This window comes from Scandinavium sp., from assembly GCF_032012665.1.
GTDB lineage: Bacteria > Pseudomonadota > Gammaproteobacteria > Enterobacterales > Enterobacteriaceae > Scandinavium.
Map to the genome: position 1 here is coordinate 143,729 of NZ_DALZVG010000007.1, position 24,187 is coordinate 167,915.

The following is a 24,187-nucleotide window of genomic DNA, read 5'->3' on the forward strand; positions in this document are numbered from 1 at the left end:
CAACAGAAATGAAAAGCCCGGGCATCTGTCCGGGCTTTTTTTAGTTATTTCTGAACCAGCTTACGGAATCAATCGCTGGTGGATTTCTCCGCTTTACCTGCCATTTGCGCGAGGAAGTCATAGCGTTTTTGCAGATCCGCCGTGGCGTCTTTCCACAGTTGCTCAGCAACTTCCGGCTGCTGGGCATTCAGGCGGCGGAAACGCTGCTCTTTCATCAGCGTATCGGCCAGCGCATCTGACGGTGGACGTGAATCCAGCGCCAGCGGCAGCTTGCCTTCGTCGGCACGACGCGGATCGAAGCGATACAGCGGCCAGAAGCCTGTTGCGGTCAGCTGACGCATCTGGTCATGGCTCAGGGCCAGATCGTAGCCATGCTCCTCACAAGGGCTGTAGGCAATGATTAGCGATGGTCCCGGATAGGCTTCTGCCTCCTGAATCGCTTTCACCGTCTGGTTGAGCTGTGCGCCCAGCGAAATCTGCGCAACGTAGACATGACCGTACATCATCATGCTGACGCCCAGATCTTTGCGTGCCTTACGCTTGCCGTGTTCACCAAATTTGGTGACGGCACCGAGTGGAGTCGCTTTCGAAGCCTGCCCGCCGGTGTTGGAGTAGCACTGGGTATCAAGTACCAGAATATTGACGTTTTCCGTCAGGCTCAGCACGTGATCGAGCCCGCCAAAGCCGATGTCGTAGGCCCAGCCGTCGCCGCCAATCAACCAGATGGATTTTTCCACCAGCGCGTCGGCATCGGTCAGCAGCTCTGCCGCACCCTCTTCGTTCTGCAAATGCTGACGCAAAGCGGCTACCTGTTCGCGACGCACTTCCGGCGTGGCTTCCGCGTGCAGCGCTTCGTTGAGCTCAGCAGGGAGCTTGTCGGCGAACGTTTCCAGCAGACGCATTACGCGGCTGCGGTGCTGGTCGACCGACAGGCGGAAGCCCAGACCAAACTCGGCGTTATCTTCGAACAGCGAGTTCGCCCAGGCCGGACCGCGGCCGTTGAGGTCGGTGGTGTACGGCGTGGAGGGCAGGTTACCGCCGTAGATAGACGAACAGCCGGTGGCGTTGGCAATCATCATTCTGTCGCCGTAGAGCTGAGTCAGCAGCTTGATATACGGCGTTTCGCCGCAGCCGGAGCAGGCACCGGAGTACTCGAACAGTGGCGTAATCAGCTGTGAAGTTCGAATATCGATTCGTTCCAGCTTCGTGCGGTCGATTTCCGGCAGGGCGAGGAAGAAGTCGTAATTGACTTTCTCTTCTTCGACGTGCTCCAGGCGTGACATCATATTGATGGCTTTGATATCCGGATCCTGACGGTCCTTCGCCGGGCAGACTTCCACACACAGATTACAGCCGGTGCAGTCTTCCGGGGCGACCTGCAGCACATACTTCTGACCGCGCATATCACGGGATTTCACATCCAGCGAGTGCAGGCTGGCCGGGGCGTTTTCCATCTCTTCAGGCGAAACCACTTTGGCGCGAATGGCCGAGTGCGGGCAGGCGGCGACGCAGTGGTTACATTGCGTGCAGAGATCTTCTTTCCAGATTGGGATCTCTTCGGCGATGTTGCGTTTCTCCCAGCGGGTTGTGCCGACGGGCCAGGTGCCGTCCGGCGGCAGCGCAGAAACGGGCAGGGCATCGCCAAGTCCGGCCAGCATGGCGGCGGTGACGGTTTTGACGAAGTCCGGTGCAGCGTCCGACACAACCGGCGGGCGCATCGGGCTGCTGTCGTCGACGGGCTGCAGCGGCACTTCCGCCAGCAGCTCGCGGGCCATCGCAAGGGCCTGCCAGTTACGTTCGACCAGCTCCTGACCTTTGCTGCTGTAGCTTTTGGCAATCGCGCCCTGCAGTTCAATCAGCGCGCTGTCGCCCGGTAAAATTTGCGTCAGCTGGAAGAATGCCATCTGCATCACGGTGTTAATACGCGCCGCAAGGCCACATTCACGGGCAATTTTGGCTGCGTTCACTATATAGAAGCGAGCCTGTTTTTGATTCAGCACGGCCTGCACTTCCTGCGGAAGACGCGACCACACCTCATCGGCACTGTATGGCGTATTTAGCAGGAAAATTCCGCCGAGCTTCAGACGCTCGGCCATCTGATATTTGTCGATAAACTGTAACTGGTGGCAGCCGACAAAATCCGCCTGCGAAACCAGATAGGCTGAGCGCACCGGCTGTTCAGAGACGCGAAGATGCGAGACGGTCAGTCCACCGGCCTTTTTCGAGTCATAGACGAAATAGCCCTGGGCGTACCACGGCGTGGAGTTACCGATAATCTTGATGTTGTTCTTGGTAGCGGAAACGCTGCCGTCGCTGCCGAGCCCGTAAAACAGCGCTTCCAGCTTCGCGGTGGAGGGCAACGTGTTTTCCGGCAGGGCCAGCGACAGGTTGGTCACGTCATCGTAAATACCAACGGTGAAGCGTGATTTTGGCTTGCTGGCGCTGAGCTCATTGAAAATTGCCAGCACGCACTCAGGGCCAAACTCTTTCGAGGAGAGGCCATAGCGGCCGCCAATCACCCGCGGCAGCGTTTCGCGTTCACCACTGTTAAAAGCTTCCGCCAGCGCGGTCATCACATCCAGATACAGCGGCTCGGCGTGCGCGCCAGGCTCTTTGGTACGATCCAGCACGGCAACGGTTTTTACGCTATCCGGCAGTTCAGCCAGCAGATGTTTAGCCGAGAACGGGCGATACAGGCGCACTTTCAGCACGCCGACTTTTTCGCCTCGGGTCAGCAGTTCATCCACCACTTCTTCACACGTGCCGATTGCGGAACCCATCAGTACGATGACGCGCTCAGCCTGCGGATGGCCGTAATATTCAAACGGTTTGTACTGACGGCCCGTGGCGCTGGCGAAGTCATTCATCGCCTGTTCAACGTGCTCGTACACCGCGTTGTACCACGGGTTAGTGGCTTCGCGGGACTGGAAGTAGGTATCCGGGTTGGCGGAGGTACCGCGAATAACCGGATGCTCAGGATTCAGCGCTCGCTCGCGATGCGCGTCGATTTCTGCCTGTGGCATCAGGTTGAGGATCGTGTCATCCGCCAGCGGAACAATTTTGTTGATCTCGTGGGACGTGCGGAAGCCATCAAAGAAATGAATGAACGGCACGCGGCTTTTCAGCGTCGCGATCGTTGAGATCAGCGCAAAATCCTGCGCTTCCTGAACGTTTGCCGCGCTGAGCATTGCGCAGCCTGTCTGGCGTACGGCCATGACGTCGGAATGATCGCCAAAAATCGACAGCGCGTGTGTGGCAACGGTACGCGCGGCGACGTGCAGTACAAATGGCGTCAGCTGACCGGCCAGTTTGTACAGCGTCGGGATCATTAACAGCAAGCCCTGCGAGGAGGTAAAGGAAGTGGAGAGGGCACCCGTTTGCAGCGCACCGTGCACGGCGGCTATCGCGCCTGCCTCAGACTGCATTTCCACGACTCGCGGAACGTCGCCCCAGACATTTTTAAGGCCGTTTCCCGCCCAGGCATCGGCCTGTTCCGCCATCGTCGAGCTTGGCGTGATCGGGTAGATGGCGATAACTTCACTGGTGCGAAACGCCACCGACGCGCAAGCGCCATTACCGTCAGTTGTAATCATATGGTTGCTCTCACTACTTAAGTTAAAGATTTATAAAGTTATTATTTGTTCCCACTAACTGCATGGGGCACCAATGGGGCATTCGCATTCATTTTCAGATTCAAAATGCCCAATTGGTCAGCATTGTTCTCGCTCATCCAGGCGCCATACACCATGTAAACCATCTGGGCGTTTCTGTGTCCCATCTGGTTGGCTATGAAGGTCGGGTTAGCTCCGGCAGCCAATGACCAACATGCATACGTGTGTCGGGACTGGTATGCATTCCTGTATCTTAATCCCGCTCGTCTGGTCATGTTTTCCCATGATGAATGAAGAGAAGGCACGGAATAATGATTTGCGCCAGGTCTTCCTCTTCTGGTGAGCTCAGGATTGAAGACGAAAGTGCACGGATGAATGCTTGTCCGGCCGTACTCCCGTAGTTTCACTACGATCTGCCTTTGCCTGTTTACCCTGGTTAGTTGAGCTTGGGCTTTCAGTGTTTCAATCGCTGGCTGAACGAGATGGATGATCCTGTCAGTTCCAGCGTCAGTTTTTGGTAGTGTGAATTCCTTGGCCCGCGTGTATGTTCTCTTAACAATGATAGTCCCGGTTTTTAAATCTATATCTTCCCAGGCGAGAGCACACAATTCACCGTGCCGCATTCCTGTGTAGACGGCGAGTGACCATAAATTTCGAAACTGTGGGTGCAATGCTGCTCCAATCAGTCTTGAAAATTCGTCACGTTCCAGCGGGTCCGGATCCGCTTTTGATTTCTTCAGAAGAGAAATCCCGTCAAAGGGGTTCTTTTGAACATACCCATTATCCGCAGCGAACTGAAACATCCCTCCGGTAACGACCATGTAACCATTCACCGTTGTCGCCTTCCGTCCTGTTTTTGGCTGTTTCTGCCCACCCATTAACATGTGAGGGCCAGTAAGCAACTCCCTCCTCAGGAACAGCAAGTCCTCCTGACTTACTGCTGAAATCATCTTTCTTGGCCCGATCAATTCAACCATATTGGAGATGACGGATTTATAACCACGCATGGTATTGTTTGATACATCCATACTCTTCAGTGCCAACCACTTTTCAGCGATTTCTGAGACAGTAATTTCTTTATTCTTAATCCCAAAATGCCGGAGATTTGATGAATTTGGGAACTGGGACGCGTAGTCGAAGTTGCCCATTTTTATCGAGAAACAAACCGCCGTTCTCAACTCACCGGCCATCTTTCTGTTCTTTGGAGTATCCGGAACTCCAAGGCTTTCGCGTACGCGACGGCCTTTGTAATGGAAAACGATACGGAGATTACCTCCGTGATTTTCAACGCCAGTAGGATAGGTTGGTTTACCCATTATGCCTCCCGCGCCCAAGAGCATGACCAGAGTAGCTGTTTAGATTTACACATCAAGGAGTCATCCCTGGCTGCTTTGATATTTGGGTTTCAATCCACCGATCGATAGCTTCGCGGTTATACAGACACTCACTGGTCGGTTTTGGCGCTCCTTCTGGCGACATGTGCACATACTCACGGCCAACCATCCAGGACGTTTTTCTGGCTCGAAGAATGGTTCCTGGTCGCAGACCGGTTAACGCGATCAGCAGACTTTCTGTGACCCATTTGTTTGGGGTCAGCTGGATTACGTTTTCCATTGTTACCTCGCGTGTATTCGAGGCCACATCAGCGAAAGATACAGTAAATTATCCGACTGCATTTTCCCTTAAGTAGCACTGTTTATGTTGGGTGATGGGGTATACAAAGTGGTTTGAAAAAAGAACCCGGCGCGGGGCCGGGAAAAAGGGTAACGGAGCGGTGCTTTCGCACCCAATAGCCAGCTCATAACTGGCTATCAGTTGCGTCAATGCAATAAGCCAAGGTCGTAGTTGAGGTTCTCAAGGCATTCTCGGTCCTGCTCGAAGCAGTAATCCCACAACTCCTGATCGTGCCATTCCCGAACCAGTTGCCACTTCCAGCCGCCGTCATGCTTCACTCGGCGGACCTTTCGCTTAACGATGGCGTCCTGATCGATAATCACCCCCCAACCTGAACCAATGCCATTGCGTAGCACATCCAGATCAACCTCGATAACGCGGAACAACTTCGGTAATTTCGGTAACTCTTCAATGCGCATAATCTCTCCTCATGCCGCGCGCTGGGCGCGCAGTTTCTTCAGGTGTTCTGCTTTTTCGATTTCTTCGGCGATCCGCTGAACTTCCGACTTGCTGACCGGTTCGAACTCAATGCAAAATCGGCCCATGCTGGCAATGCATGGACGGTTATTGCGGAGGTAGTGAACGATGTCGTTTTTGGTGCGGAGGATTTTGCAGGGGATGCTGTGGTGGTCAACGTAGTAGGTGTTAGGCCGGATTATCCTGAACATGGAATTCACCTTTTGATATTTTATCGTCCCACGAAAGCACAACCTTAAGCATCTCCTGATAGTCGTCGTCCCATTCCAGACGATCAGAGTCATGCGTTAACTTTGCCATCATCTCTGCGATGGTATTTGCTGGGAGATAACCTTTTCCGAAGTCAGCCAGTCGGGTTTGATAGTCAGGCGCATCATCTTCTCCATAGCCAAATTCACTCTCAAAGGCGTCGCAATAACTGCAAGACCCATACGATCCTTCACACACGCCAATTTCTCCACCTTCTTTGACAAGTGCCAGCCATTCCCCCTGGTAGCATCCAAACTCAACAAAATCTAATACCGCGCATCCAGCAGCAATTAGTGCAGACTGATAGCTCATTTCAAATCCCTCTCTGCTTATTCTTCAATTCGATAACTGATTGACAATCCGCGCACGTATGGCAGCCGGGAACGGCAGCGCGCCGCGGCTCGGGAATTGGTTCGTCGCATTCTTCACAACGCTCAGCTGATACGGCGTTGCGGTTGAGGCGGTGATAAGTGATGACGTACAAATCAGTTAAGCACGGGCTGCCGCGCTCGTTCACTCGCGTATGGGTGATGACCGACAGGAGGTGCCGGGGCTTAACGAAAGCGACGATTTCCCGGTAGAAACGGCGACGGCAAACACTGTCATCAGCGGCGTATATGCTGGAGGCCAGATAGCGATGAAAATCGTTAAACAGGCGGACTTCGATTACTTCGCCGACCTGGCTTTTCCGCACCCGGTAACGTTCACTATCAACGTGACGTACCCGATAACCGGCGGAACCCGCACGGAAGACGTGACTCTGTCTGGGCGGCTTATCAGTTTTGCTGAGACAAACGATGGGTCTGTTGTCAGTCCTGTTTACTATTACACCTTCACTTTCGACAACCTGAATGGCCCTTCTATACCCATTCAGGATGCGACTATCAACACGACGAAGTTCATCCTAAACGATAACGCCGCGCTGATAGTCGGACCTTTCTTCTCTCCGATACCATCAAGCCAGTTGTGGCTGCATACGCAGTCAGGTCTTGGGGGTAACAGCGAAACTAACTGGGTGGTAAACATCTGGAAAGTCGACAATGACAACAACCTGATACCCGGCACGGAGCAGACGTTTACGTACCGGCAGACAACGCCACACGACTACATGTCGGAGACGTTTAACCGGACTGATAAACTCACTCCTGCTGGCGGTTTTGGGCGTTATGCAATCACCTTCAAGAGGACCGATAACAGTAGCGATGCAAGTAAGCTGCAAGTTGAAGAGATTCATGCTGTCAACGTCAGGACGAATGTCGTTCACGATGAAGATTCGCTGGTAATGGTAAAGGTCCGGGCCACTGAAAATGCAACGAGCGGCCGCGACAGGAAATACAACGCGCTGATCACCCGCCACGTCATCAGTTACAACATGACGACGCAGCAGGTAGATTACACGCTCAGGCCGTCACGGAAATTTGCAGATATTGCTCTGTTTAACTGGCTTGTCGTCGGTCAGCAGCCGGAGTCGAGCATTGACATTTACGGCCTGTACCAGATTCAGTCTGAAATAGACGTCATTGATCCACGGCTCGGATATTTCGACTACACATTTGACGATGAAGATGTGTCGCTCGGCTCGCGAATGGAGACCATCTGTGACGCAGCCAGCGTGTCCGTTTATGACGATAACGGTGTGCTTTCTTTCACCCGCGACAGCAAAAAGACGTCTGCGGCCACGATATTCAATCGATCGAATACGAAGCCTGATGGTTACTCCTTGTCGTATGACATGACGCTTCCAGGTGGCTATGACGGTGTGGAGGTGCAGTTCCGTAACCCGGACACCAATAAGCAGGACTTTGTTCGGTACCGGATTTCCGGCAATTCCATTATTGAAGGATCACCGGCCAAAGCGAAGAAGTTCGAAATGCTGTACGTCAGGAACAGGTTTCAGGCGGACGAGCGCGCGCTGCGCGAGTGTAAACGGCTTATCTATTCACGCATGACAATGCAGATTACGGCCATGGCTGACGGCGAATGGGTAAACATCGGTGATATGGTTAAGGTTCCGGACACATACGACACGAATCAGCAAGCCGGGTACGTTACAGCCCGAAATGGAAATAACTTCGATACCAGCGAGCGTATCGATTTTTCTGGCAGCATGTTTGTCGTTGTGACCGATTCTCTCGGGAATACGACAGCGCGCTACCCGGCAACTCAACGCAGCGACACGCCGTTCGGATTCACAGCTGCAGTACCAAACATCATTCTCAACATTTACGACGGCTACGACGTTCAGTCACCTTCGCGCTATGTCATCGCAACATCAACGGAACTGGATGCAACGCAGTGGACTATCACAGCCAAGCAACCAAATGGTGACGGAACCACGTCCTTAACGCTGGAAGAATACAGCGACCTGATTTACCCGTAAGCAATTCACTTCAACTTAAAGCCAGCCATAGCGCTGGCTTTTTTATGGGCACAATATGGCTACTACACCTACCAATATGGCTGTACCAAGCGAAAAACCGCAAGACCTGAAGTTTAATGCTGGCAAGATTGATGAGTTCGTTACTTCGCAGGCATCTCAGTACATTGACCGCCTTGGAGGAAAGCATTACACCATTGAAGGCCTGAAGCAGCTTGTTTTACAGCAAATCTATAACCTGGGCTGGAACCCTGTCGGCACATTCCAGGATGGTGCAACTATCACCACTGCGGGCGACATTATCCAGGATGAGTCAACGGGCGTTTGGTATCGCTGGGATGATTTAACCACGCTGCCTAAAACTGTTCCCGCTGGCTCGACACCTGATTCTACTGGCGGTGTAGGGGAAGGAAAGTGGCTGGCGGTCGATGTCAGTGATGTATTGCGGAAAGATTTAGCAAAGTCTACGGGGGCCAGCCTCGTTGGGTACGGTGATGAGACTGTTGCTGATGCTCTGGACGGGATTAATGAATTAATTTCGTCTCAATTGGCTATCGAATTTGAGAACCTGGCATCTGCACAATTCGCGGACCTTTCAAAATATAATATCATTGCTATAAGATATAAATACTCGAATGTGAGCTATGTAAGAACGGGTGTAATAGGAGTTCCGTCCACCGGCAACGTTATAAGATTCTACGATATTTTTGGTTCTGAATTTAAAATCATTCCAGAGAAAAACATCAATGGTGATGTAACATGTTTCACCCAGATGTTTGTTCATGACCCCAGCTATTTTATGTATGCAAAGGGGCTTGGAATTGGAACTTTTATTAACTATATTTTTCCTGGTGACTCATTGACAATTCAGTTCCCTATATTTTTTGAATTGTGCAAACTATATGACGTCTCACTAATATTAGGCATTGCCGGATTTGAGGATCAAATCCCCACATACCTTTCTCAGGTATCGTCATACTTTAGTGATGATGCGGTTGTTGGCATCTATTGCTTTGACGAACCTGATACAAAATCTTACGCTACCCTTACATACCAAGATCAAGTAATTGATGCAGTAAAAGCTTTAACATCTAAACCTATAAGTGCCGCCCTCACTGCTGATGTTAATGCTGCAAAAAAACTAGACTATCGTGTGGATGTTATTTACATCTCAGTTTACAGGCAGTTCCATACCTTCAACGAAATAAAGTATTATATTGCCAATCTTATCGGTCCTATGGAAGAAGGTGCTACAAGAGAGGGGCGCTGCGTTCCAATATTGCAAACATTCAATCAACATACTGGAACAAACCTAAACCCGACAGTAGATGAGATAAAATCATCAAATCGAGGCTGGCTTTCTAGATTTCCTGGGTTTGTATGTTTTATTTTTTATGTTCCAGATAGCCCAAGCATTATGGAGAGCATTGAAAACAGCGAGCCCATAAAATGGGCTTATAAAGACCTTATACAATTCGCTAGACAAAGAACCACAGAAAGATGCAGGCCACTTGATATAAATAATTGCGGGCTTAATTATAGCTCGACCACCGATCAAAATAACATAGGCCCAACCAATAAAGGGTCGTGGTGGTGGTTGCATCCAAATACAACTTGCGCCATTGAGGATGGTAGCGTGGTGCCAACAACTGTTGGCGCATTTGTTTTCATTGTCGGTGATTTACTGGTATTAGATTTTGGCGTGCCAGTCCGTCCGGACTATGTAAAATTTGACTATCTGGATCTAACATCTCAATCAGTAGTTAGCACTTGGCAGTTAATTGCAGGTTTAGGAAACAGCACAACTTTAGTGCAAACTATTACGACCACCGGGAGCGCTACAGTCAACTTCAATGCAGTTGATACACTTACCGGTGTGAAAAATAGATACTGGGCGATAAAACTAAGTGCCAGAAGTTCTGAAGGAACACTGCGGAGGGCTGCAATTCGTAGGGTTAGGGGGGCATTTGCCAGATAAAAAAAGGGAGCCTAGCTCCCTTTTGTTTTATTTGAAAGCGGCAACCAATTTGTTTGATATATGAACCGCGTTTCTGTCTATGTATTTTTCGAAAGCAATTGATACAATTATGCTGAAAAAATAAACTAGAAAAGAGTTGAGCAATAATGTCAAAGAGCCATTTCCAAAATCCAACCCAAATCTTTTTACCAGTAGAAGTATAGGGAAGTGTATTACATATGATGAAAATGAGATTTTACCTAGGAATAAAGGTGTTTTTCTGCTGAATATGTCCTGGGTTATTTTTGAATTCATTGAGAAATAAAAAAATAAACATACGCCGAGAATATGCCAGAAGCTTGCGATATTGAAGTTTGTATCAATTTTCATTATTGAGTGCATTCCAATGGTTGACACTCCTGGGCGTATGGTTGGGTATGACATGAAAATTAAAGAAGTGACAAATAAAAATGCAAGCATGTATTTGTTTGTGCATGTGAACTTATCTTTTAAATATCCTGATGTAACAATGTCACATACAAAAGCACCAAAGATGAAAAGGAAATAAACGGTATTGAATGAGTAAGCCAAGCACGCAGTATAAATTAACCATCTTTTTGATAAGTTGTGCGTGAGCGCAATTAGAGCAAATACGACAAAAGAACCCATCAGCTCAATATGCATTGTCCAGAGCGGGCCATTTATTACATCCTTGCCTGTAAAAAATACATTATATACTGAAGTTTTGATAATTGTGTTTAGTGAGAAAGGATTTCTATCTCCGAAAATTAATGAAATGCTTTCAAAGCAAAGCCAGAAGAAAATCATAGATGCTATAACAGGTATTAGTAGCCTGAAGTATCGCTTTAACGCCCCAATTGTTACCACAGACAATTCTTTTGTTTTATGATATTTATATGATAGTACATACCCACTTAGCACAAAAAAAATAAAAACAGATATCAATCCGCTATATATTATGTTTAAAGGCGATGCAGCTATTATCGTTTTTATTGCGCCTGCGACCCCCGGATCACCGGTGTGGCGAAGAGCAGGGTAGAAATCATTCACGCAATGGTCAAAAATTACAACCATACAACTAATTCCGCGAAGTCCCTCAAGATAACTAATTTTATGGCCTTGCATACGTAGATTCCCGTTTAAGAAACAGAAAGAGAGTAATACACATAATCATGTCTATGTCATTTGTAATGATTAAATTAATGATGATATTTAATTGTATTAAAACATACAAACAATGGCAAAGGCTAAACTGGTCTCTCTGTTAGTTAATAGTTAGGACTCCGACCGCTATGGTGCCTTAACCTCACGTTAAAAACCCGGCAGTGTTTCCACATACCGGGGTCATGCCAGCAGTCTTTTCCAGAGAGCTTGCTGGCGCAAGGATTCTACCACACCATCATGGCAATGGCGACAGGCCCACTCAGGTGGGCTTTTTGTTAGCTATCATCACCACCCAACCACATATCTGCCTCTTCAAACATTTCCTGCACTGCGGCACTGATCCGCTCCTTCTCATGCTTGCTGGCATCCGTGTTGATTGCTGGCAACGTCATCATCGGCTTAATGCGGACGTCGGCATCCGGAAAAATTCGGTGAATCCGTTTCGTCAGTTCGGCGAGGATCATGCCGTTTGCGCCAGGCAAACCAACAAAATTCCTTTTGTCATAAACGAGTTCCACAAACATTGAATATTCCTTCTTTACTGGTTAGATATACAGTATTTATACTGTATTTCTATCCAGTATTCAATGGAGGTACATCATGCAGCAGTCAATCTACGCAACATGTGGAATTAGCAAGCATGCCGATGTTGTTGAAACGCAAAACGGTTTTGCAGTTGTCGACCGCAGCGGAAAGCCTGGCGCGCCCCACGTTCTGCTGATTGCGTATCAAGGGCATCGCGAATTTGCTCGCCTTGCTGGTGGCGCGCTGATCACGGAAGACGGCGAAGCAATCGAAGGGGAAGGTCTTGATGATGTTGAGGTGATCGGCGTGGTAACGCACATCATCAACCGGGCCGGTTTCGATGACCTGCCAGTGATGTAGCCCCGCTCTAATTTTACGGTGATTATTATGCAGCTTTTCACGCCTTCTGAGTTACGCCAGGTTGTCGCTATACCGCTGTTTGGGGAAATGGTCCAGTGCGGGTTCCCAAGCCCGGCTCAGGACTATGTTGAACAGAGGATCGACTTAAACGAGCTGATGGTGCAGCACCCCAGCGCGACGTATTTCGTGAAGTCTTCCGGGGATTCGATGGTTGAAGCAGGAATAGGAGAGGGCGATCTGCTGGTTGTCGACAGCTCAAGGAAAGCCGTTCATGGCGACATCGTCATTGCCGCGGTGGACGGCGAATTTACTGTTAAGCGTCTGCAGTTGCATCCGATCGTCATGCTCAAGGCCGAGAACCCGTCATACCGCCCAATCATGATCGGCAGTGAGGACAACCTGGAAATTTTCGGCGTGGTCACGTACATCGTGAAGTCTGCGAGTTGAGCATGTTTGCGCTGTGTGATGTGAACTCGTTCTATGCGTCCTGCGAGACTGTGTTCCGCCCGGACCTGAAAGGAAGGCCTGTTGCTGTTCTCTCAAATAACGACGGCTGCGTGATCGCCAGGTCGGCAGAGGCTAAGAAACTCGGCATCAAGATGGGCGACCCATACTTCAAGCAAAAGGACTTATTCCGGCGTCACGGTGTGGTGTGCTTCAGCAGCAACTATGAGCTGTACGCGGATATGTCCAACCGTGTGATGACAACGCTTGAGGAGATGTCGCCGCGCTGCGAGATTTACTCGATCGACGAAGCATTCTGTGACCTGACAGGAGTCCGGAATTGCCGGGATCTTACTGAGTTCGGAAAGGAGATACGCGCCACCGTTTTGCAGCGTACGCATCTGACCGTGGGCGTCGGAATCGCTCAAACGAAGACGCTGGCAAAGCTGGCGAACCACGCGGCGAAACAATGGCAGCGGCAGACGGGCGGGGTTGTGGATTTGTCGAACCTGGAGCGGCAAAGAAAATTGATGGCAGCGCTGCCGGTTGACGAAGTCTGGGGCGTTGGCCGCCGCATTTCGAAAAAGTTGGAAGCGATGGGTATCAAGACTGTGCTGCAGCTGGCGGACACTGACATCCGATTCATCAGGAAGCACTTCAATGTGGTACTGGAGCGCACTGTCCGCGAGCTGAACGGCGAGCCCTGCCTTGAACTGGAAGAGTTCGCACCGGTGAAACAAGAAATCGTCTGCTCCCGATCGTTCGGCGGCCGCATTACGGATTACGAAGAGATGCGTCAGGCGATCTGCAGCTATGCCACCCGGGCTGCGGAGAAGCTGCGCGGCGAGCATCAGTATTGCCGCTTTGTATCCGCGTTCGTCAAGACGTCGCCATTTGCGCTCAACGAGCCTTATTATGGAAACAGCTCGTCAGTAAAGTTGCTGACGCCCACGCAGGACAGCCGCGACATCATCGGCGCGGCCACGCGCTGTCTTGATGCGATATGGCGTGACGGCCACCGGTATCAGAAAGCGGGGATCATGCTTGGCGACTTCTTCAGCCAGGGCGTAGCGCAACTCAATCTCTTCGACGATAACGCGCCGAAGCCCAACAGCAATAAGCTGATGGAAGTACTGGACCATCTGAACGCCAAAGATGGCCGGGGAACGCTGTACTTTGCCGGGCAGGGCATACAGCAGCAGTGGCAGATGAAGCGCGAAATGCTTTCTCCGCGATATACTACGCGATACTCCGATCTTCTCGTCGTCAGGTAATTGGCTTCATGGGCAGAAGTTTTAGAGCGGCGTTCATGAAATCGTTCATTACTGAAATCGGAATATCTGGCTCCTGATAGGTCAGGGTTAGCTCGTGTGTGACGTCCGAGTAGAAAACTTCTGCGAGTTGCTTTTGTGGTGAGGTATCGGCCTCTATGAGTTCAAGGTACATTCCGTCGCGAACTACATCGCTGCCGCGGAGATAGTGGTAGGTTTTCTGTTTCATCGTCCTGATGCTATGGCTGGTAAAGGTGATTGGATTGTCGCCAGGAATGAAATAAGGGTAAACGGTGGGATCGTAATTTTGGTAACGTGCTCGCAAAGTTACGGCGATGGGGCAGGAGTGGGGCAGGAAAAATCGCTAAAGTTCACGTTAGAACATAAACTGAACAATTATCCAGAGATAACGAACTGAAAAACAACCTGCTCTTGGGCGATCTTCAGTAAGTTTTAAAAATGTGCATCCATAGTAATCATGTGACACCCTTACATTGCGCAAGAAAAAGGGACCCACGATAACCTCGGCGAGTCCTGTAATTATTGTTCTATTATAGGACTGCCGTGTAACTCATTGAAGTTGTGAAACCTTCCTGGGCACTATCGGACAAATGGGGCGCATTTGGGGCAAAATGTTTTCAAGCTTTTCATTCACTAAGGCAACCTGCTCCCTTTCCCCGATCCACTTTGAGTATACCTCGTAAACCATCTTTGCGTTTTCATGCCCCATCTGGCTGGCGATGAGAGCTGCTTATGGTTCAGGAAGCAGTGCTATTCGTGATATCGGCACAGCAAAGTCAAATGTGATGGAGATTGGAGCATTTGGCACTGGCCGGGATTCATCACTTCAAATACTTCGCCATGGAGGTTGTTTTGAAAGGTCAAACAGCCCCGTCGATACGAACGTATTCATCAAGATAGTCTTGCCGGTAGTGTGCGATTGTTTGGGGGGGATTCTGAAATACAATGACGAAGATGTAGGGGAAACGAAAAAATCGATCGGGGTTTAACAGGTAGCAGGAAGTCCTGGTCTGAATTCGGAAGGCTGGACAGTAGAAATCCCGCAGGCTATCGACGGAAACTGTCTGTGTTCTGCAGAAATTAGCGCCGACGACAGTGGCTCGCTGGCTGTTTCCACTTTCAAGCGCCGCTTTACAGTTGAGTCTTCGATGATTGTTGCTGGCGAGCCAAAGAACATACCCCGATGAGTGCTGAACAGATTTACATCTGGATATGCCAGGCGAGCGCATATGGAAGCAGCAGAAGCAAAGAAAACGATTGAAGCACCAATACAGAGGACATCTTCGTGAAGAAGCAGTTGACCACCGTGCAGGAACGTATCGCGGTTGGCCGTTACTGGGCAGGAAGTCTCTCCGATGTGGCTCCTGAATTTACTACTGTTTATCGGGATTGTTAGATGTACCGATCCAAACTTGAACCAGACTGAGCAGCATCAAACCAATAAATGCAGCAATGGCCGTTGTTAATATTAAGGATGTCATAGCATCACCTTTTCTGTTGAGAGTGATTTTTTAGACAATCTGCACCAGTCTAAGTTCATAACTTTCTGAACGGAAATTTTGTTCGAGTCATAACGAACAACAAAAAATGCTGCTGGGCAGGGTAACAATAATTTTTATCTTATTATTTTTGTATATGATTTATCCGATAAACGGGGGAGTTATACCTGGGATTAAACCCAGATTTTAACATGATATGGAAGATAAACATTTTAGAGATATCATAAATGTTTTTTGGCAGCATCCCGGATCTCCTGTGAAGTCAGCTCTCTGTCTGATGCTACGTAAACAATGCCATGATCACCCGTCAGCGAAGGAAAACCGGCAGACATTATCTGGAGATGTGTCTCTTCACCGTTTGGATACTCCTTACGGATAGATGTAATGCCCTTAAGAACGGTAATGACCTTGCAAGGCTCAGCATTAAAAAAAACGATTACCTTTTTCATATGCCACCCTGGAGTTGATGATTTTTTTCATAGATATAAAATCCCTGCAAAAGGAGACTCGATAGTTTGTTAACAACAAACCCGGAGCAACTATGTATTATTTCTTAAAATATCATTTTTGCTGAATTGATGGCTGTTATCAAACGTCATTGTCGATTTACAGAAAATACACTTTGCGCCAAATGGATTTTTCTCGGACACATCAAAAATTGACGTTCGGTATTGAGAGCCATGACAGCATGGACATCTGAAATGAATGTTTATAGTAATATTATTTACCTCGTTAATGATTTTTAGTTGGAGCCAGTAGCAGAAAAGCCTTGCATTTTCGTTTTTTTGCAAGTCGTTGCCATAAAGGCAAGCAAGAATGTGATTTAACGTGTATGGTGGCAGTCCCTTAAACCAGGAGATGCCTATGTCTGGACGTAAAAACACACAAACCCGTCGTAATCACTTAGTAAAATGCCCTTGCCCTAACTGTTCAAAAGATTCTGAGCATAGCTTTAGCCGTGTTCAAAAAGGGTCTCAGCTTGTCTGCCCTTACTGTAGTACTTTATTCAAGTCAGCAAAGTGATTTAAAAGAAAAGCACCTGTCAGGGGATAAGATCACTTAATTTTTCTTGAATATTTCCATAAGGTAACTGAAATTGACAGTGACTAACCCGGCAAAGTAAATGAAGTGATGCTTTTGGAGGTCGTCAGGCCTCTTAACTTTATTTTTATATGCCGTTAGCTTCTGTTTTCAAGCTGTTCATGCAGTAAATCTGATCTTCATTATATCGGTCAGCATTCTCATGTAAAATCTAAAATATACTGGCCGATTTGTCCGAAAAATCCGGGCGCTACAGGTTTGGGGACTGTCTACTCAGGAATAATCCATCATCGTTGTCGCAGCCCACAAATGTTTATTTGTCGCAAAGTATTACGCTGGCAGCAGCAGGACCCTTGTCACCACTATGAATCGCGAATTCAACCTTCTGGCCTTCAAAGAGCGTTTTGAAGTTATCACCCTGAAGAGCTGAAAAATGGACAAACACATCTTTGCTCCCATCAAGCGGGGAGATAAAACCAAAACCTTTGCCTTCGTTAAACCACTTAACCAGGCCTTTAATTCTTGTGGACATACTGACTCCTGTTGACCATTTTAAAAATGTAGTATTGATTATAAACGTATAATATTAAACTTATGGACTCAAAAGGAGGGGATATCAGCGATAGCGCCTGGTTATGAGGATTGCTCTGTAAAATGTTTTTACGTTCGTCTGTGTGTTGATTTGACTCATTCATTAATACACGGTGAGTATTAATTAGCAAATTTTATTTTAGCCATCCGGGCTTCCTGAGGAGAATTCAAATGGACAGAAACATCAGCTTATCGCCTGTTTGTGACAATAATATTTTTATTGCGGACCTGACGTTGTATCGTCCCTGCGGCTATGCAGGCGAGGTCTTCTTGGCGAATTTGGGCCTGAATAACGTTCAAACATGGTAAATTTCTAAACGGTCAGACTGAAACCAGAGGTCCCCATTTATACTTTTGCGCCCCTGGTATTCCTTTTAACAACGAGCAGGTCAATCCCTTGGGCGATAAATTGCTAGAATTTGTTTCAAAAAGGCAAAATGCGTGCCTCGTCTCTCGACGTCACGCCGCTTGCTGCCTATTATGAACAGGTTTTGCGAACCGTATTTGACAGGGGAATAAAGAGAATGCGAGCAGCTTTTTGGGTAGGATGCGCGGCACTTTTGCTGTCGGCATGCAGCAGTGAACCCGTACAGCAGGCCACGGCGGCACATGTCACGCCAGGTATGCGGGCGGCGATGTCTGACTCAGGGCAGGCCAACTGCGCGATGATTGGCGGCGCATTATCCGTTGCCCGTCAGCTGGATGGCTCTGCCATCGGTATGTGCGCACTTCCCAATGGCAAGCGATGCAGCGAGCAGTCTCTTGCCACCGGGTCCTGTGGTAACTATTGACGTTAGTTCACCAGATCGGCGAGCTTATACACCAGCGAATCATGGGACGTTGCAAGGGTCAGCTGGTTTTCCGTGAGGTCAACCTGTACACCGTCGTGCAGCATAGCGCCGACCAGTGCGTCCAGCTGATTCAGCTGCGCATCCGTGCAGAGCATGCGCGTCATCGCCAGGTTTTTCACCTTCAGCTCGCCGTCTGACAGCTTTCCTTCGCCGGTAAAGCGGTTGCACATATTCCCTGAAATGTGCATTTTCTCACCGAAGCTCAGCTCCAGCGGTTTTGCCGGGCTGACATTGTTGCCGTTTACGCTCTCAAGCACAAAGCGATGGTGTTGAAGCTGTTCCGGCTGCGTGGTCACCTTGCTGGTGGAGACACAGCCTGCCAGGAGAGTTGCCGCCACCAGGGCGAGCGTCAGTTTCATACTGCTCATCAAATATTCACCAAATAAATAATACCAACACAGCATGACACTGTAGTGCCGGGCTGAAGAGTGGGGATTATCCGAAAGTGCTCCCCGAAAACGGGGAGCAGAAAAGGTTAAACGAGGGCGTTCGGGCTGGTTTCGCCATTATCGATTTGGCGCAGGTTTTCCAGCGTGGTTTCGGAAATGCTGGTCAGCGCCTCGGCGGTGAGGAAGGCCTGATGCCCGGTAAACAGCACGTTATGGCAGGCCGACAGGCGACGGAAGACGTCATCCTGAATCACGTCGTTGGACTTATCTTCGAAGAACAGATCGCGCTCGTTTTCATATACGTCCATTCCCAGCGCGCCGATTTTCTGGGTTTTTAGCGCTTCAATCGCTGCCTGAGAATCAATCAGGCCGCCACGGCTGGTGTTGATCACCATGACGCCGTCCTTCATCTGACTGAATGCGGCGTGGTTCAGAAGGTGATAATTTTCCGGCGTCAGTGGGCAGTGCAGAGAGATAATATCTGACCGGGAGAACAGCGTCGGCAGGTCGACATATTCCACGCCCAGCTCCAGCGCCGCTTCGCTTGGGTACGGGTCGAAGGCCAGCAGCTTCATGCCGAAGCCTTTCAGAATACGCAACGTCGCCACGCCGATTTTCCCGGTGCCGATGACGCCCGCGGTTTTACCGTGCATAGTAAAACCGCACAGGCCCTCCAGGGAGAAGTTTGCATCACGGGTGCGTTGATAAGCCCGGTGAATACGACGGTTCAGCGACATCATCAGACCAATCGCATGTTCGGCTACCGCTTCAGGTGAATACGCAGGCACACGAACCACGCGCAGGCCCAGTTCTTTAGCCGCATCCAGATCGACGTTGTTAAACCCGGCGCAGCGCAGAGCGATGTACTTAACACCATGGTTTTTTAACTCTTCCAGAACCGGGCGGCTGCCGTCGTCGTTAACGAAAATACAGACGGCATCACAGCCATGAGCGGTTTTGGCTGTTTTTTCGCTTAGCAGGAAGTCAAAAAATTCAAGTTCAAAGCCAAATGCATCATTAACATCTTGCAGATACTTTTTATCGTACTGCTTTGTGCTGTAAACTGCGATTTTCATAAGACTTTTCTCCAGTGATATTAACGTCACGGTAGCATATTTAAAATAATCATACAAATTTTAAAAATTAGTTTAATTAGCAGGTTATATCAGAGAGTGTAGAGCATATTGTGCAGATGTTTTAGGGATCCTCAGGAAGAGGCAAAGTCCTGCATCTATGCTTAAACCTGACGGTGACTTTAACGACTGGGCTAAACATGCCACAATACGGGCCAATTCGGCTTTTACTTACAACAAATCAGGATGTTAACCGCCCATGAAGGGTACCTGGAAAGCCGCGATCGCGCTATTGTTGCTTCTTATTCTCCTGCCGCTCACGTTGCTGCTGACGTTGACGCACTGGGTGCCGACCCTTGCGGGTATCTGGCTTCCGGCGGGAACGCGAATCGCCATCGATCACAGCCCGCGCTTAACCCGAAACTCCGTGCGCTTGCCTGAGCTGCGCTATCTGGTGGGCGACTGCCAGCTGGCGGAAGCGACCAACGTGGAACTTTCTCACCCCAGCCGCTGGCGACTGCACGTCGGCGCGCTTGATATCAATTCGGCCTGCCTGAGCAAAATCCCGGAAAGCACGCCCGCACCCGGCGCGCCACGCAGCCTTGCCGAGTGGCAATCTATGCTGCCGAACAGCTGGCTGACCATCGACCAGCTGCGACTTTCGCCGTGGGAAAAATGGCAGGGCAAACTGGCTGTATCGTTAACCCCGGCAAAACAGGAACTCAGCTATGACGGTGAAGCGGTACATCTTCAGGCCAGCCTGAAAGGGCAACAGCTCACCGTAAGTCGTCTCGAAGCACGGGTGCAGGATGACAAACCGCCGATAAAACTGGTTGGGGAATTCACCATGCCGCTGGTGCCGGACGGCCTGCCGGTCAATGGCCACGTGGTGACGACTTTCCAGCTCCCGGATCCGGCGGACCTCGTCGATGCTGAACTGGAGTGGCGAGAGAACCAGGGGCAGCTGGTGGTGACGGCACGCGATAACCCGGATCCATTGCTGGATTTGCCATGGGAGCTGACCCGTGAGCGGCTGACTATTAGTGACGGGCGCTGGAACTGGCCGTGGCAGGAAGGTTTACCGCTGAGCGGCAGAGTCGGACTGAAGGTGGATAACTGGCAGCAGGGCATCGACAAAATGCAGATCGCCGGGCGAATGAACGTGCTGACGCAGGGCGCCGCAGGGAAAGGCAACGCCGTACTGACGATCGGCCCGGGCACGCTCAGCATGGATAACAGTGCGATGCCGTTGCAGTTGACCGGCGAAGCGAAATACGACGACCTGGTTCTGTACGCTATTTTGCCAGCCCAGCTAAGTGGCCCTTTAACCGATCCGCTGTTGAGCTTCGCGCCCGGCGCACTGCTGCGCTCGCGCGGACGAGTGATTGATTCCCTGAATATTGATGAGATTCGCTGGCCGCTTGCCGGTGTGCACGTCAGCAGCCAGGGCGTGGACGGGCGTTTGCAGGCCATTCTGCGTGCCCATGAGCAGGAGATGGGCGATTTTGTGCTGCACCTCGATGGTCAGGCGGAAAACTTCCTGCCGGACAAAGGCAGCTGGCGCTGGCGTTACTGGGGGGACGGACATTTCACACCGATGCAGGCGAAATGGGACGTGAAGGGCGACGGCGAGTGGCGCGACAGCGCGATTGTGCTCAACAGCCTGTCGACCGGGTTCGATAAACTTCAGTACGGCACGATGACCGTCAGCCAGCCGCGGCTGGTGCTGGATCAACCCATTCACTGGATCCGCGATGAACAGCATCCGTCGCTGAGCGGGGCGCTGTCGCTGGACGCAGGTCCGACGCATTTCAGCGGCGGCAGCGTGCTTCCGCCGTCGACCCTGAAATTCAGCGTGGACGGGCGCGATCCGACATGGTTCCAGTTCAAAGGCGATTTGCATGCCGAAGCGATTGGCCCGGTCCGGGTTAACGGCCGCTGGGACGGCATACGCCTGCGTGGCGAAGCCTGGTGGCCAAAACAGTCGCTGACGGTCTTCCAGCCACTGGTGCCGCCGGACTTAAAAATGAATCTCCGGGACGGTTCGCTGTACGCCCAGGTCGCGTTTTCGGCGGCGGCAGGGCAAGGCTTTGAGGCGGGTGGCCACGGCGTGCTGAAAGGCGGCAGCGCCTGGATGCCGGATAACCAAATTAACGGCGTCGATTTTGTGCTGCCGTTCCGCTTCAGTGAAGGCGTCTGGCAGCTTGGAACGCGTGGCCCTGTGTCGCTGCGCATTGGTGAAATCGTCAACCAGATCACCGCGCACAATTTTTCTGCCGATTTGCAGGGTAGCTATCCCTGGAGCGAAAGCGCTCCGCTGCTGCTGAGCGACGTTACCGTTGATCTGCTCGGCGGGAAACTGTCTATGCTTCAGCTGCGTATGCCGCAGCACGACCCGGCGCTGCTGCGCGTGCAGAATATCTCCACCAGCGAACTTATCAGCGCCGTAAATCCAAAGCAGTTCACCATGTCCGGGCCGGTGAGCGGGGCGATGCCGCTGTGGCTCGACAACGACAAATGGATAATCAAAGACGGCTGGCTGACCAACCCCGGCACGATGACCTTGCGTATCGACAAAGACACCGCCGATGCGGTGGTTAAGGACAACATGGCCGCCGGAGTGGCGATTAACTGGCTGCGCTATATGGAAATTTCCCGGTCATGGACAAAAATCAATCTTGATAATCTCGGGAAGCTGACCCTGCAGGCCACGGTATCCGGCACCAGTCGGGCCGACGGAAAAACCGGCAAGGTCAATTTAAACTATACCCATGAAGAGAACGTGTTCGATCTCTGGCGCAGCTTGCGCTTTGGCGACAATCTTCAGGCATGGCTTGAGCAAAACGCGGCCCTTCCGGACCCGCGTTGCCAGGCAGGCAAGGACTGTAAGGAGCAACAATGAAAGCGATAACCGCCATGCTGAGCGGAGTGATGGTTTTAAGCCTCAGCGGCTGTACGCCACGGATAGAGGTGGCCGCTCCGAAGGAGCCCATTACCATCAACATGAACGTCAAAATCGAGCATGAAATCCATATTAAAGTGGATAAAGACGTTGAAAACCTGCTGAAATCCCGCAGCGATCTGTTCTGAGGCCGCTATGAAAAAAAGCATATTAATGGCTGTGTTTAGCCTTGGGTTGCTCAGCCAGAGCGTGCAGGCGCTAACGCTGGATGAAGCGCGGGCGCAGGGGCGCGTGGGGGAAACGCTGAGTGGTTACCTGGCGCCACGCGAGCAGGATAAAGAGACCCTGGCTCTGGTGAAGAAAATTAACGATGCCCGCAGCGAAAGCTATCAGCAGTTGGCGGACAGCAATAATCTGCCGGTGGATGAAGTGGCGAAGATGGCCGGGCAAAAGCTCGTCTCCCGGGCGCAATCCGGCGAATATGTGAAGGGTATTAACGGCAAGTGGCTACGCAAGTGACGTCCTGCCGGATCGCGCTGACGCTTATCCGGCCTACGGTATGGTTACGGTTTTGTAGGTCAGGTAAGCGAAGCGCCACCTGACGATAGTTAGCGGTGGCGCTTACGGTATTCTCCCGGCGATACGCCAAAGCGCTGGCGAAATGCGGTGGAGAAATGGCTGTGATCGGTAAATCCCCAGCTAAAGCCAATTCCGGCCAGTTTTTCATCATCTGACGCGTGGCGCAGCGCTCTGGCGCAGAGGTCGAGCCGACGGTTTTTGATGTACTGCGCCACCACCAGTCCTTTATCCGCAAACATTCTGTACAGGCTTCTCACCGACATACCGGCTTCATTTGCCAGCCATTCCGGACGCAACGTTTCGGCCTGAATATGGTCATCAATCATCTGCACGATCTTCTCAAACTGCCTGTCGCGGCGCGATGGCTGCACGTCCTGTTGCTGTAAAACCGGGCGCAACAGGCAGACGATCGCTTCCAGGGCCGCTTCAATTTCCGTGCCGGACAGGTCGCGATTGCTCATGCTTTCCTGCAACAGGCGATGGCTCATCTGTACCATCGGCAGATTTTTACCCAGCCTCTGTACGCAGTGCGCCTCGCCGACGCGCAGCTGTTGTTCCAGTAAACTTCGGGGCAGCAACAGCGAGATCTGCCGCGACGGTTGCTGCCAGACCATGGAGCAAGGGCGCGAGGCGTCCACCAGTGTGATGTCGCCCGGCAGGATCACCGTCTGCCTGTCATGTTGTTCAATAATGGCCTGACCTTCCAGCTGAAAAACGGTGTAAAACCAGCTGTCATTGTGGTCCTTGATCTCGTTCTGAGTGCGGTAAAGATTGACGTTGGCGGTGGTAACGGTGCTGAGCTTAAGGGCGCGGGTATAGCCGGTTTCGAGGTGACCAGAGAATTCGCCGTCCAGCGGGCGAGCAGCAAAATTGCCGCACTCCTGGTTAATCTGGGCCAGCCATTGCTGGAACTGCTCGGTGCCGGAAATTTGCGCCATATCTGCCTCAGTCGTTGAAGTGCTACCACATTGTTGCATTTATGTTGCGTAAACAAGGGTGCCCTGATGACTATACGAAAGAACTATCACCCACGACAGACGCGTGAATGACTATTGTCACCGTTTGCGAGGGCTGTCACAGGCGACAAAGCGAATGACAGAGAGACAAAAAC

General features: G+C 50.8%; 27 protein-coding genes. 10 read left to right on the top strand and 17 right to left on the bottom strand.

Annotated elements, in window-relative coordinates:
* Positions 1–68: 68 nt before the first annotated feature.
* The 7 genes from nifJ to RTU33_RS08800 form a co-directional block, all read right to left on the bottom strand.
* Positions 69–3,593 (bottom strand): pyruvate:ferredoxin (flavodoxin) oxidoreductase, encoded by a 3,525-nt coding sequence (gene nifJ, locus RTU33_RS08770; protein WP_312626699.1) that lies wholly within the window; start codon positions 3,591–3,593, stop codon positions 69–71.
* 41 nt (positions 3,594–3,634) lie between these two features.
* Positions 3,635–4,927, bottom strand: coding sequence for a site-specific integrase (locus RTU33_RS08775; RefSeq protein ID WP_312626701.1), 1,293 nt, complete (start codon positions 4,925–4,927; stop codon positions 3,635–3,637).
* A 52-nt stretch (positions 4,928–4,979) separates the two neighbouring features.
* Positions 4,980–5,225, bottom strand: coding sequence for an excisionase family protein (locus RTU33_RS08780; RefSeq protein WP_312626702.1), 246 nt, complete (start codon positions 5,223–5,225; stop codon positions 4,980–4,982).
* Positions 5,226–5,431: 206 nt separating this feature from the next.
* Positions 5,432–5,704 (bottom strand): hypothetical protein, encoded by a 273-nt coding sequence (locus RTU33_RS08785; RefSeq protein ID WP_312626703.1) that lies wholly within the window; start codon positions 5,702–5,704, stop codon positions 5,432–5,434.
* A 9-nt stretch (positions 5,705–5,713) separates the two neighbouring features.
* Positions 5,714–5,953: a DUF4222 domain-containing protein gene (locus RTU33_RS08790; RefSeq protein ID WP_312626704.1), complete on the bottom strand. Its 240-nt coding sequence runs from the start codon at positions 5,951–5,953 to the stop codon at positions 5,714–5,716.
* Positions 5,931–6,323, bottom strand: coding sequence for a hypothetical protein (locus RTU33_RS08795; RefSeq protein ID WP_312626706.1), 393 nt, complete (start codon positions 6,321–6,323; stop codon positions 5,931–5,933). Before RTU33_RS08795 ends, RTU33_RS08790 begins: the two co-directional genes overlap by 23 nt.
* 1 nt (position 6,324) lies before the next feature.
* Positions 6,325–6,528 carry a TraR/DksA C4-type zinc finger protein gene (locus RTU33_RS08800; RefSeq protein WP_409438238.1) on the bottom strand — a complete coding sequence of 68 codons (204 nt, stop codon included), beginning with the start codon at positions 6,526–6,528 and terminating at the stop codon, positions 6,325–6,327.
* A gap of 6 nt (positions 6,529–6,534) precedes the next feature.
* Here RTU33_RS08800 and RTU33_RS08805 point away from each other — a divergent pair, with 6 nt between their 5' ends.
* Together RTU33_RS08805 and RTU33_RS08810 are read left to right on the top strand one after the other, a co-directional pair.
* Positions 6,535–8,391 carry a host specificity factor TipJ family phage tail protein gene (locus RTU33_RS08805; RefSeq protein WP_312626709.1) on the top strand — a complete coding sequence of 619 codons (1,857 nt, stop codon included), beginning with the start codon at positions 6,535–6,537 and terminating at the stop codon, positions 8,389–8,391.
* A gap of 55 nt (positions 8,392–8,446) precedes the next feature.
* Positions 8,447–10,366 carry a hypothetical protein gene (locus RTU33_RS08810; protein ID WP_312626710.1) on the top strand — a complete coding sequence of 640 codons (1,920 nt, stop codon included), beginning with the start codon at positions 8,447–8,449 and terminating at the stop codon, positions 10,364–10,366.
* Between the two features lie 27 nt (positions 10,367–10,393).
* On the opposite strand, the gene RTU33_RS08815 is transcribed toward RTU33_RS08810, so the two are convergent.
* Positions 10,394–11,491 carry an acyltransferase gene (locus RTU33_RS08815; protein ID WP_312626711.1) on the bottom strand — a complete coding sequence of 366 codons (1,098 nt, stop codon included), beginning with the start codon at positions 11,489–11,491 and terminating at the stop codon, positions 10,394–10,396.
* Between the two features lie 314 nt (positions 11,492–11,805).
* Positions 11,806–12,054 (bottom strand): DinI-like family protein, encoded by a 249-nt coding sequence (locus RTU33_RS08820; protein ID WP_312626712.1) that lies wholly within the window; start codon positions 12,052–12,054, stop codon positions 11,806–11,808.
* Positions 12,055–12,130: 76 nt separating this feature from the next.
* Between RTU33_RS08820 and RTU33_RS08825 the strand changes: the two genes are divergently transcribed.
* From RTU33_RS08825 to RTU33_RS08835, 3 genes are read left to right on the top strand one after another with little or no spacing between them, the layout of a single operon-like run.
* Positions 12,131–12,415, top strand: a complete 285-nt coding sequence (locus RTU33_RS08825; protein WP_312626713.1) for a hypothetical protein — start codon at positions 12,131–12,133, stop codon at positions 12,413–12,415.
* Between the two features lie 27 nt (positions 12,416–12,442).
* Positions 12,443–12,862, top strand: coding sequence for a translesion error-prone DNA polymerase V autoproteolytic subunit (locus tag RTU33_RS08830; protein ID WP_312626714.1), 420 nt, complete (start codon positions 12,443–12,445; stop codon positions 12,860–12,862).
* Between the two features lie 2 nt (positions 12,863–12,864).
* Positions 12,865–14,133 carry a Y-family DNA polymerase gene (locus RTU33_RS08835; protein ID WP_312626780.1) on the top strand — a complete coding sequence of 423 codons (1,269 nt, stop codon included), beginning with the start codon at positions 12,865–12,867 and terminating at the stop codon, positions 14,131–14,133.
* Here RTU33_RS08835 and RTU33_RS08840 read toward each other — a convergent pair.
* From RTU33_RS08840 to RTU33_RS08850, 4 genes are all read right to left on the bottom strand, one after another.
* On the bottom strand, positions 14,126–14,359 hold the full coding sequence (locus RTU33_RS08840) for a hypothetical protein (RefSeq protein WP_312626715.1): 234 nt from the start codon (positions 14,357–14,359) through the stop codon (positions 14,126–14,128). The genes RTU33_RS08835 and RTU33_RS08840 overlap by 8 nt on opposite strands.
* Positions 14,360–15,524: 1,165 nt before the next feature.
* On the bottom strand, positions 15,525–15,632 hold the full coding sequence (locus tag RTU33_RS21870; RefSeq protein ID WP_409438239.1) for a YnaM/YnfT family protein: 108 nt from the start codon (positions 15,630–15,632) through the stop codon (positions 15,525–15,527).
* A gap of 239 nt (positions 15,633–15,871) precedes the next feature.
* Positions 15,872–16,099 carry a hypothetical protein gene (locus RTU33_RS08845; protein WP_312626716.1) on the bottom strand — a complete coding sequence of 76 codons (228 nt, stop codon included), beginning with the start codon at positions 16,097–16,099 and terminating at the stop codon, positions 15,872–15,874.
* A gap of 90 nt (positions 16,100–16,189) precedes the next feature.
* Positions 16,190–16,369 (bottom strand): cold-shock protein, encoded by a 180-nt coding sequence (locus RTU33_RS08850; protein WP_312626781.1) that lies wholly within the window; start codon positions 16,367–16,369, stop codon positions 16,190–16,192.
* Between the two features lie 145 nt (positions 16,370–16,514).
* On the opposite strand from RTU33_RS08850, the gene RTU33_RS08855 reads away from it, so the two are divergent.
* A complete protein-coding gene (locus tag RTU33_RS08855; RefSeq protein WP_312626717.1) occupies positions 16,515–16,673 on the top strand; it encodes a YnfU family zinc-binding protein in 159 nt (52 codons plus the stop codon).
* Between the two features lie 331 nt (positions 16,674–17,004).
* Here RTU33_RS08855 and RTU33_RS08860 read toward each other — a convergent pair whose 3' ends face one another.
* A complete protein-coding gene (locus RTU33_RS08860; RefSeq protein ID WP_312626719.1) occupies positions 17,005–17,223 on the bottom strand; it encodes a cold-shock protein in 219 nt (72 codons plus the stop codon).
* 583 nt (positions 17,224–17,806) lie between these two features.
* Between RTU33_RS08860 and RTU33_RS08865 the strand changes: the two genes are divergently transcribed.
* On the top strand, positions 17,807–18,073 hold the full coding sequence (locus RTU33_RS08865; RefSeq protein ID WP_312626721.1) for a DUF333 domain-containing protein: 267 nt from the start codon (positions 17,807–17,809) through the stop codon (positions 18,071–18,073).
* Between the two features lie 2 nt (positions 18,074–18,075).
* On the opposite strand, the gene hslJ is transcribed toward RTU33_RS08865, so the two are convergent.
* Entirely contained in the window at positions 18,076–18,492 is a 417-nt protein-coding gene (gene hslJ, locus RTU33_RS08870) for a heat shock protein HslJ (RefSeq protein WP_312626782.1), read from the bottom strand.
* Between the two features lie 116 nt (positions 18,493–18,608).
* The gene (locus tag RTU33_RS08875) at positions 18,609–19,598 is read right to left on the bottom strand and encodes a 2-hydroxyacid dehydrogenase (RefSeq protein ID WP_312626722.1); all 990 of its coding nucleotides are present in this window, start codon (positions 19,596–19,598) and stop codon (positions 18,609–18,611) included.
* A 256-nt stretch (positions 19,599–19,854) separates the two neighbouring features.
* Here RTU33_RS08875 and RTU33_RS08880 point away from each other — a divergent pair, with 256 nt between their 5' ends.
* Genes RTU33_RS08880 through RTU33_RS08890 form a run of 3 tightly spaced genes read left to right on the top strand, consistent with a single transcriptional unit; the run spans position 19,855 to position 23,016 of the window.
* Positions 19,855–22,497, top strand: coding sequence for a YdbH family protein (locus RTU33_RS08880; RefSeq protein WP_312626723.1), 2,643 nt, complete (start codon positions 19,855–19,857; stop codon positions 22,495–22,497).
* Positions 22,494–22,685: a YnbE family lipoprotein gene (locus RTU33_RS08885; protein ID WP_312626725.1), complete on the top strand. Its 192-nt coding sequence runs from the start codon at positions 22,494–22,496 to the stop codon at positions 22,683–22,685. The genes RTU33_RS08880 and RTU33_RS08885 overlap by 4 nt, the downstream gene beginning before the upstream one ends.
* Before the next feature lie 7 nt (positions 22,686–22,692).
* On the top strand, positions 22,693–23,016 hold the full coding sequence (locus tag RTU33_RS08890; protein WP_312626727.1) for a YdbL family protein: 324 nt from the start codon (positions 22,693–22,695) through the stop codon (positions 23,014–23,016).
* Positions 23,017–23,105: 89 nt separating this feature from the next.
* Here the strand turns inward: RTU33_RS08890 and feaR are convergent, their stop codons facing one another.
* Positions 23,106–24,014: a transcriptional regulator FeaR gene (gene feaR / locus RTU33_RS08895; RefSeq protein WP_312626728.1), complete on the bottom strand. Its 909-nt coding sequence runs from the start codon at positions 24,012–24,014 to the stop codon at positions 23,106–23,108.
* Between the last annotated feature and the right edge of the window lie 173 nt (positions 24,015–24,187).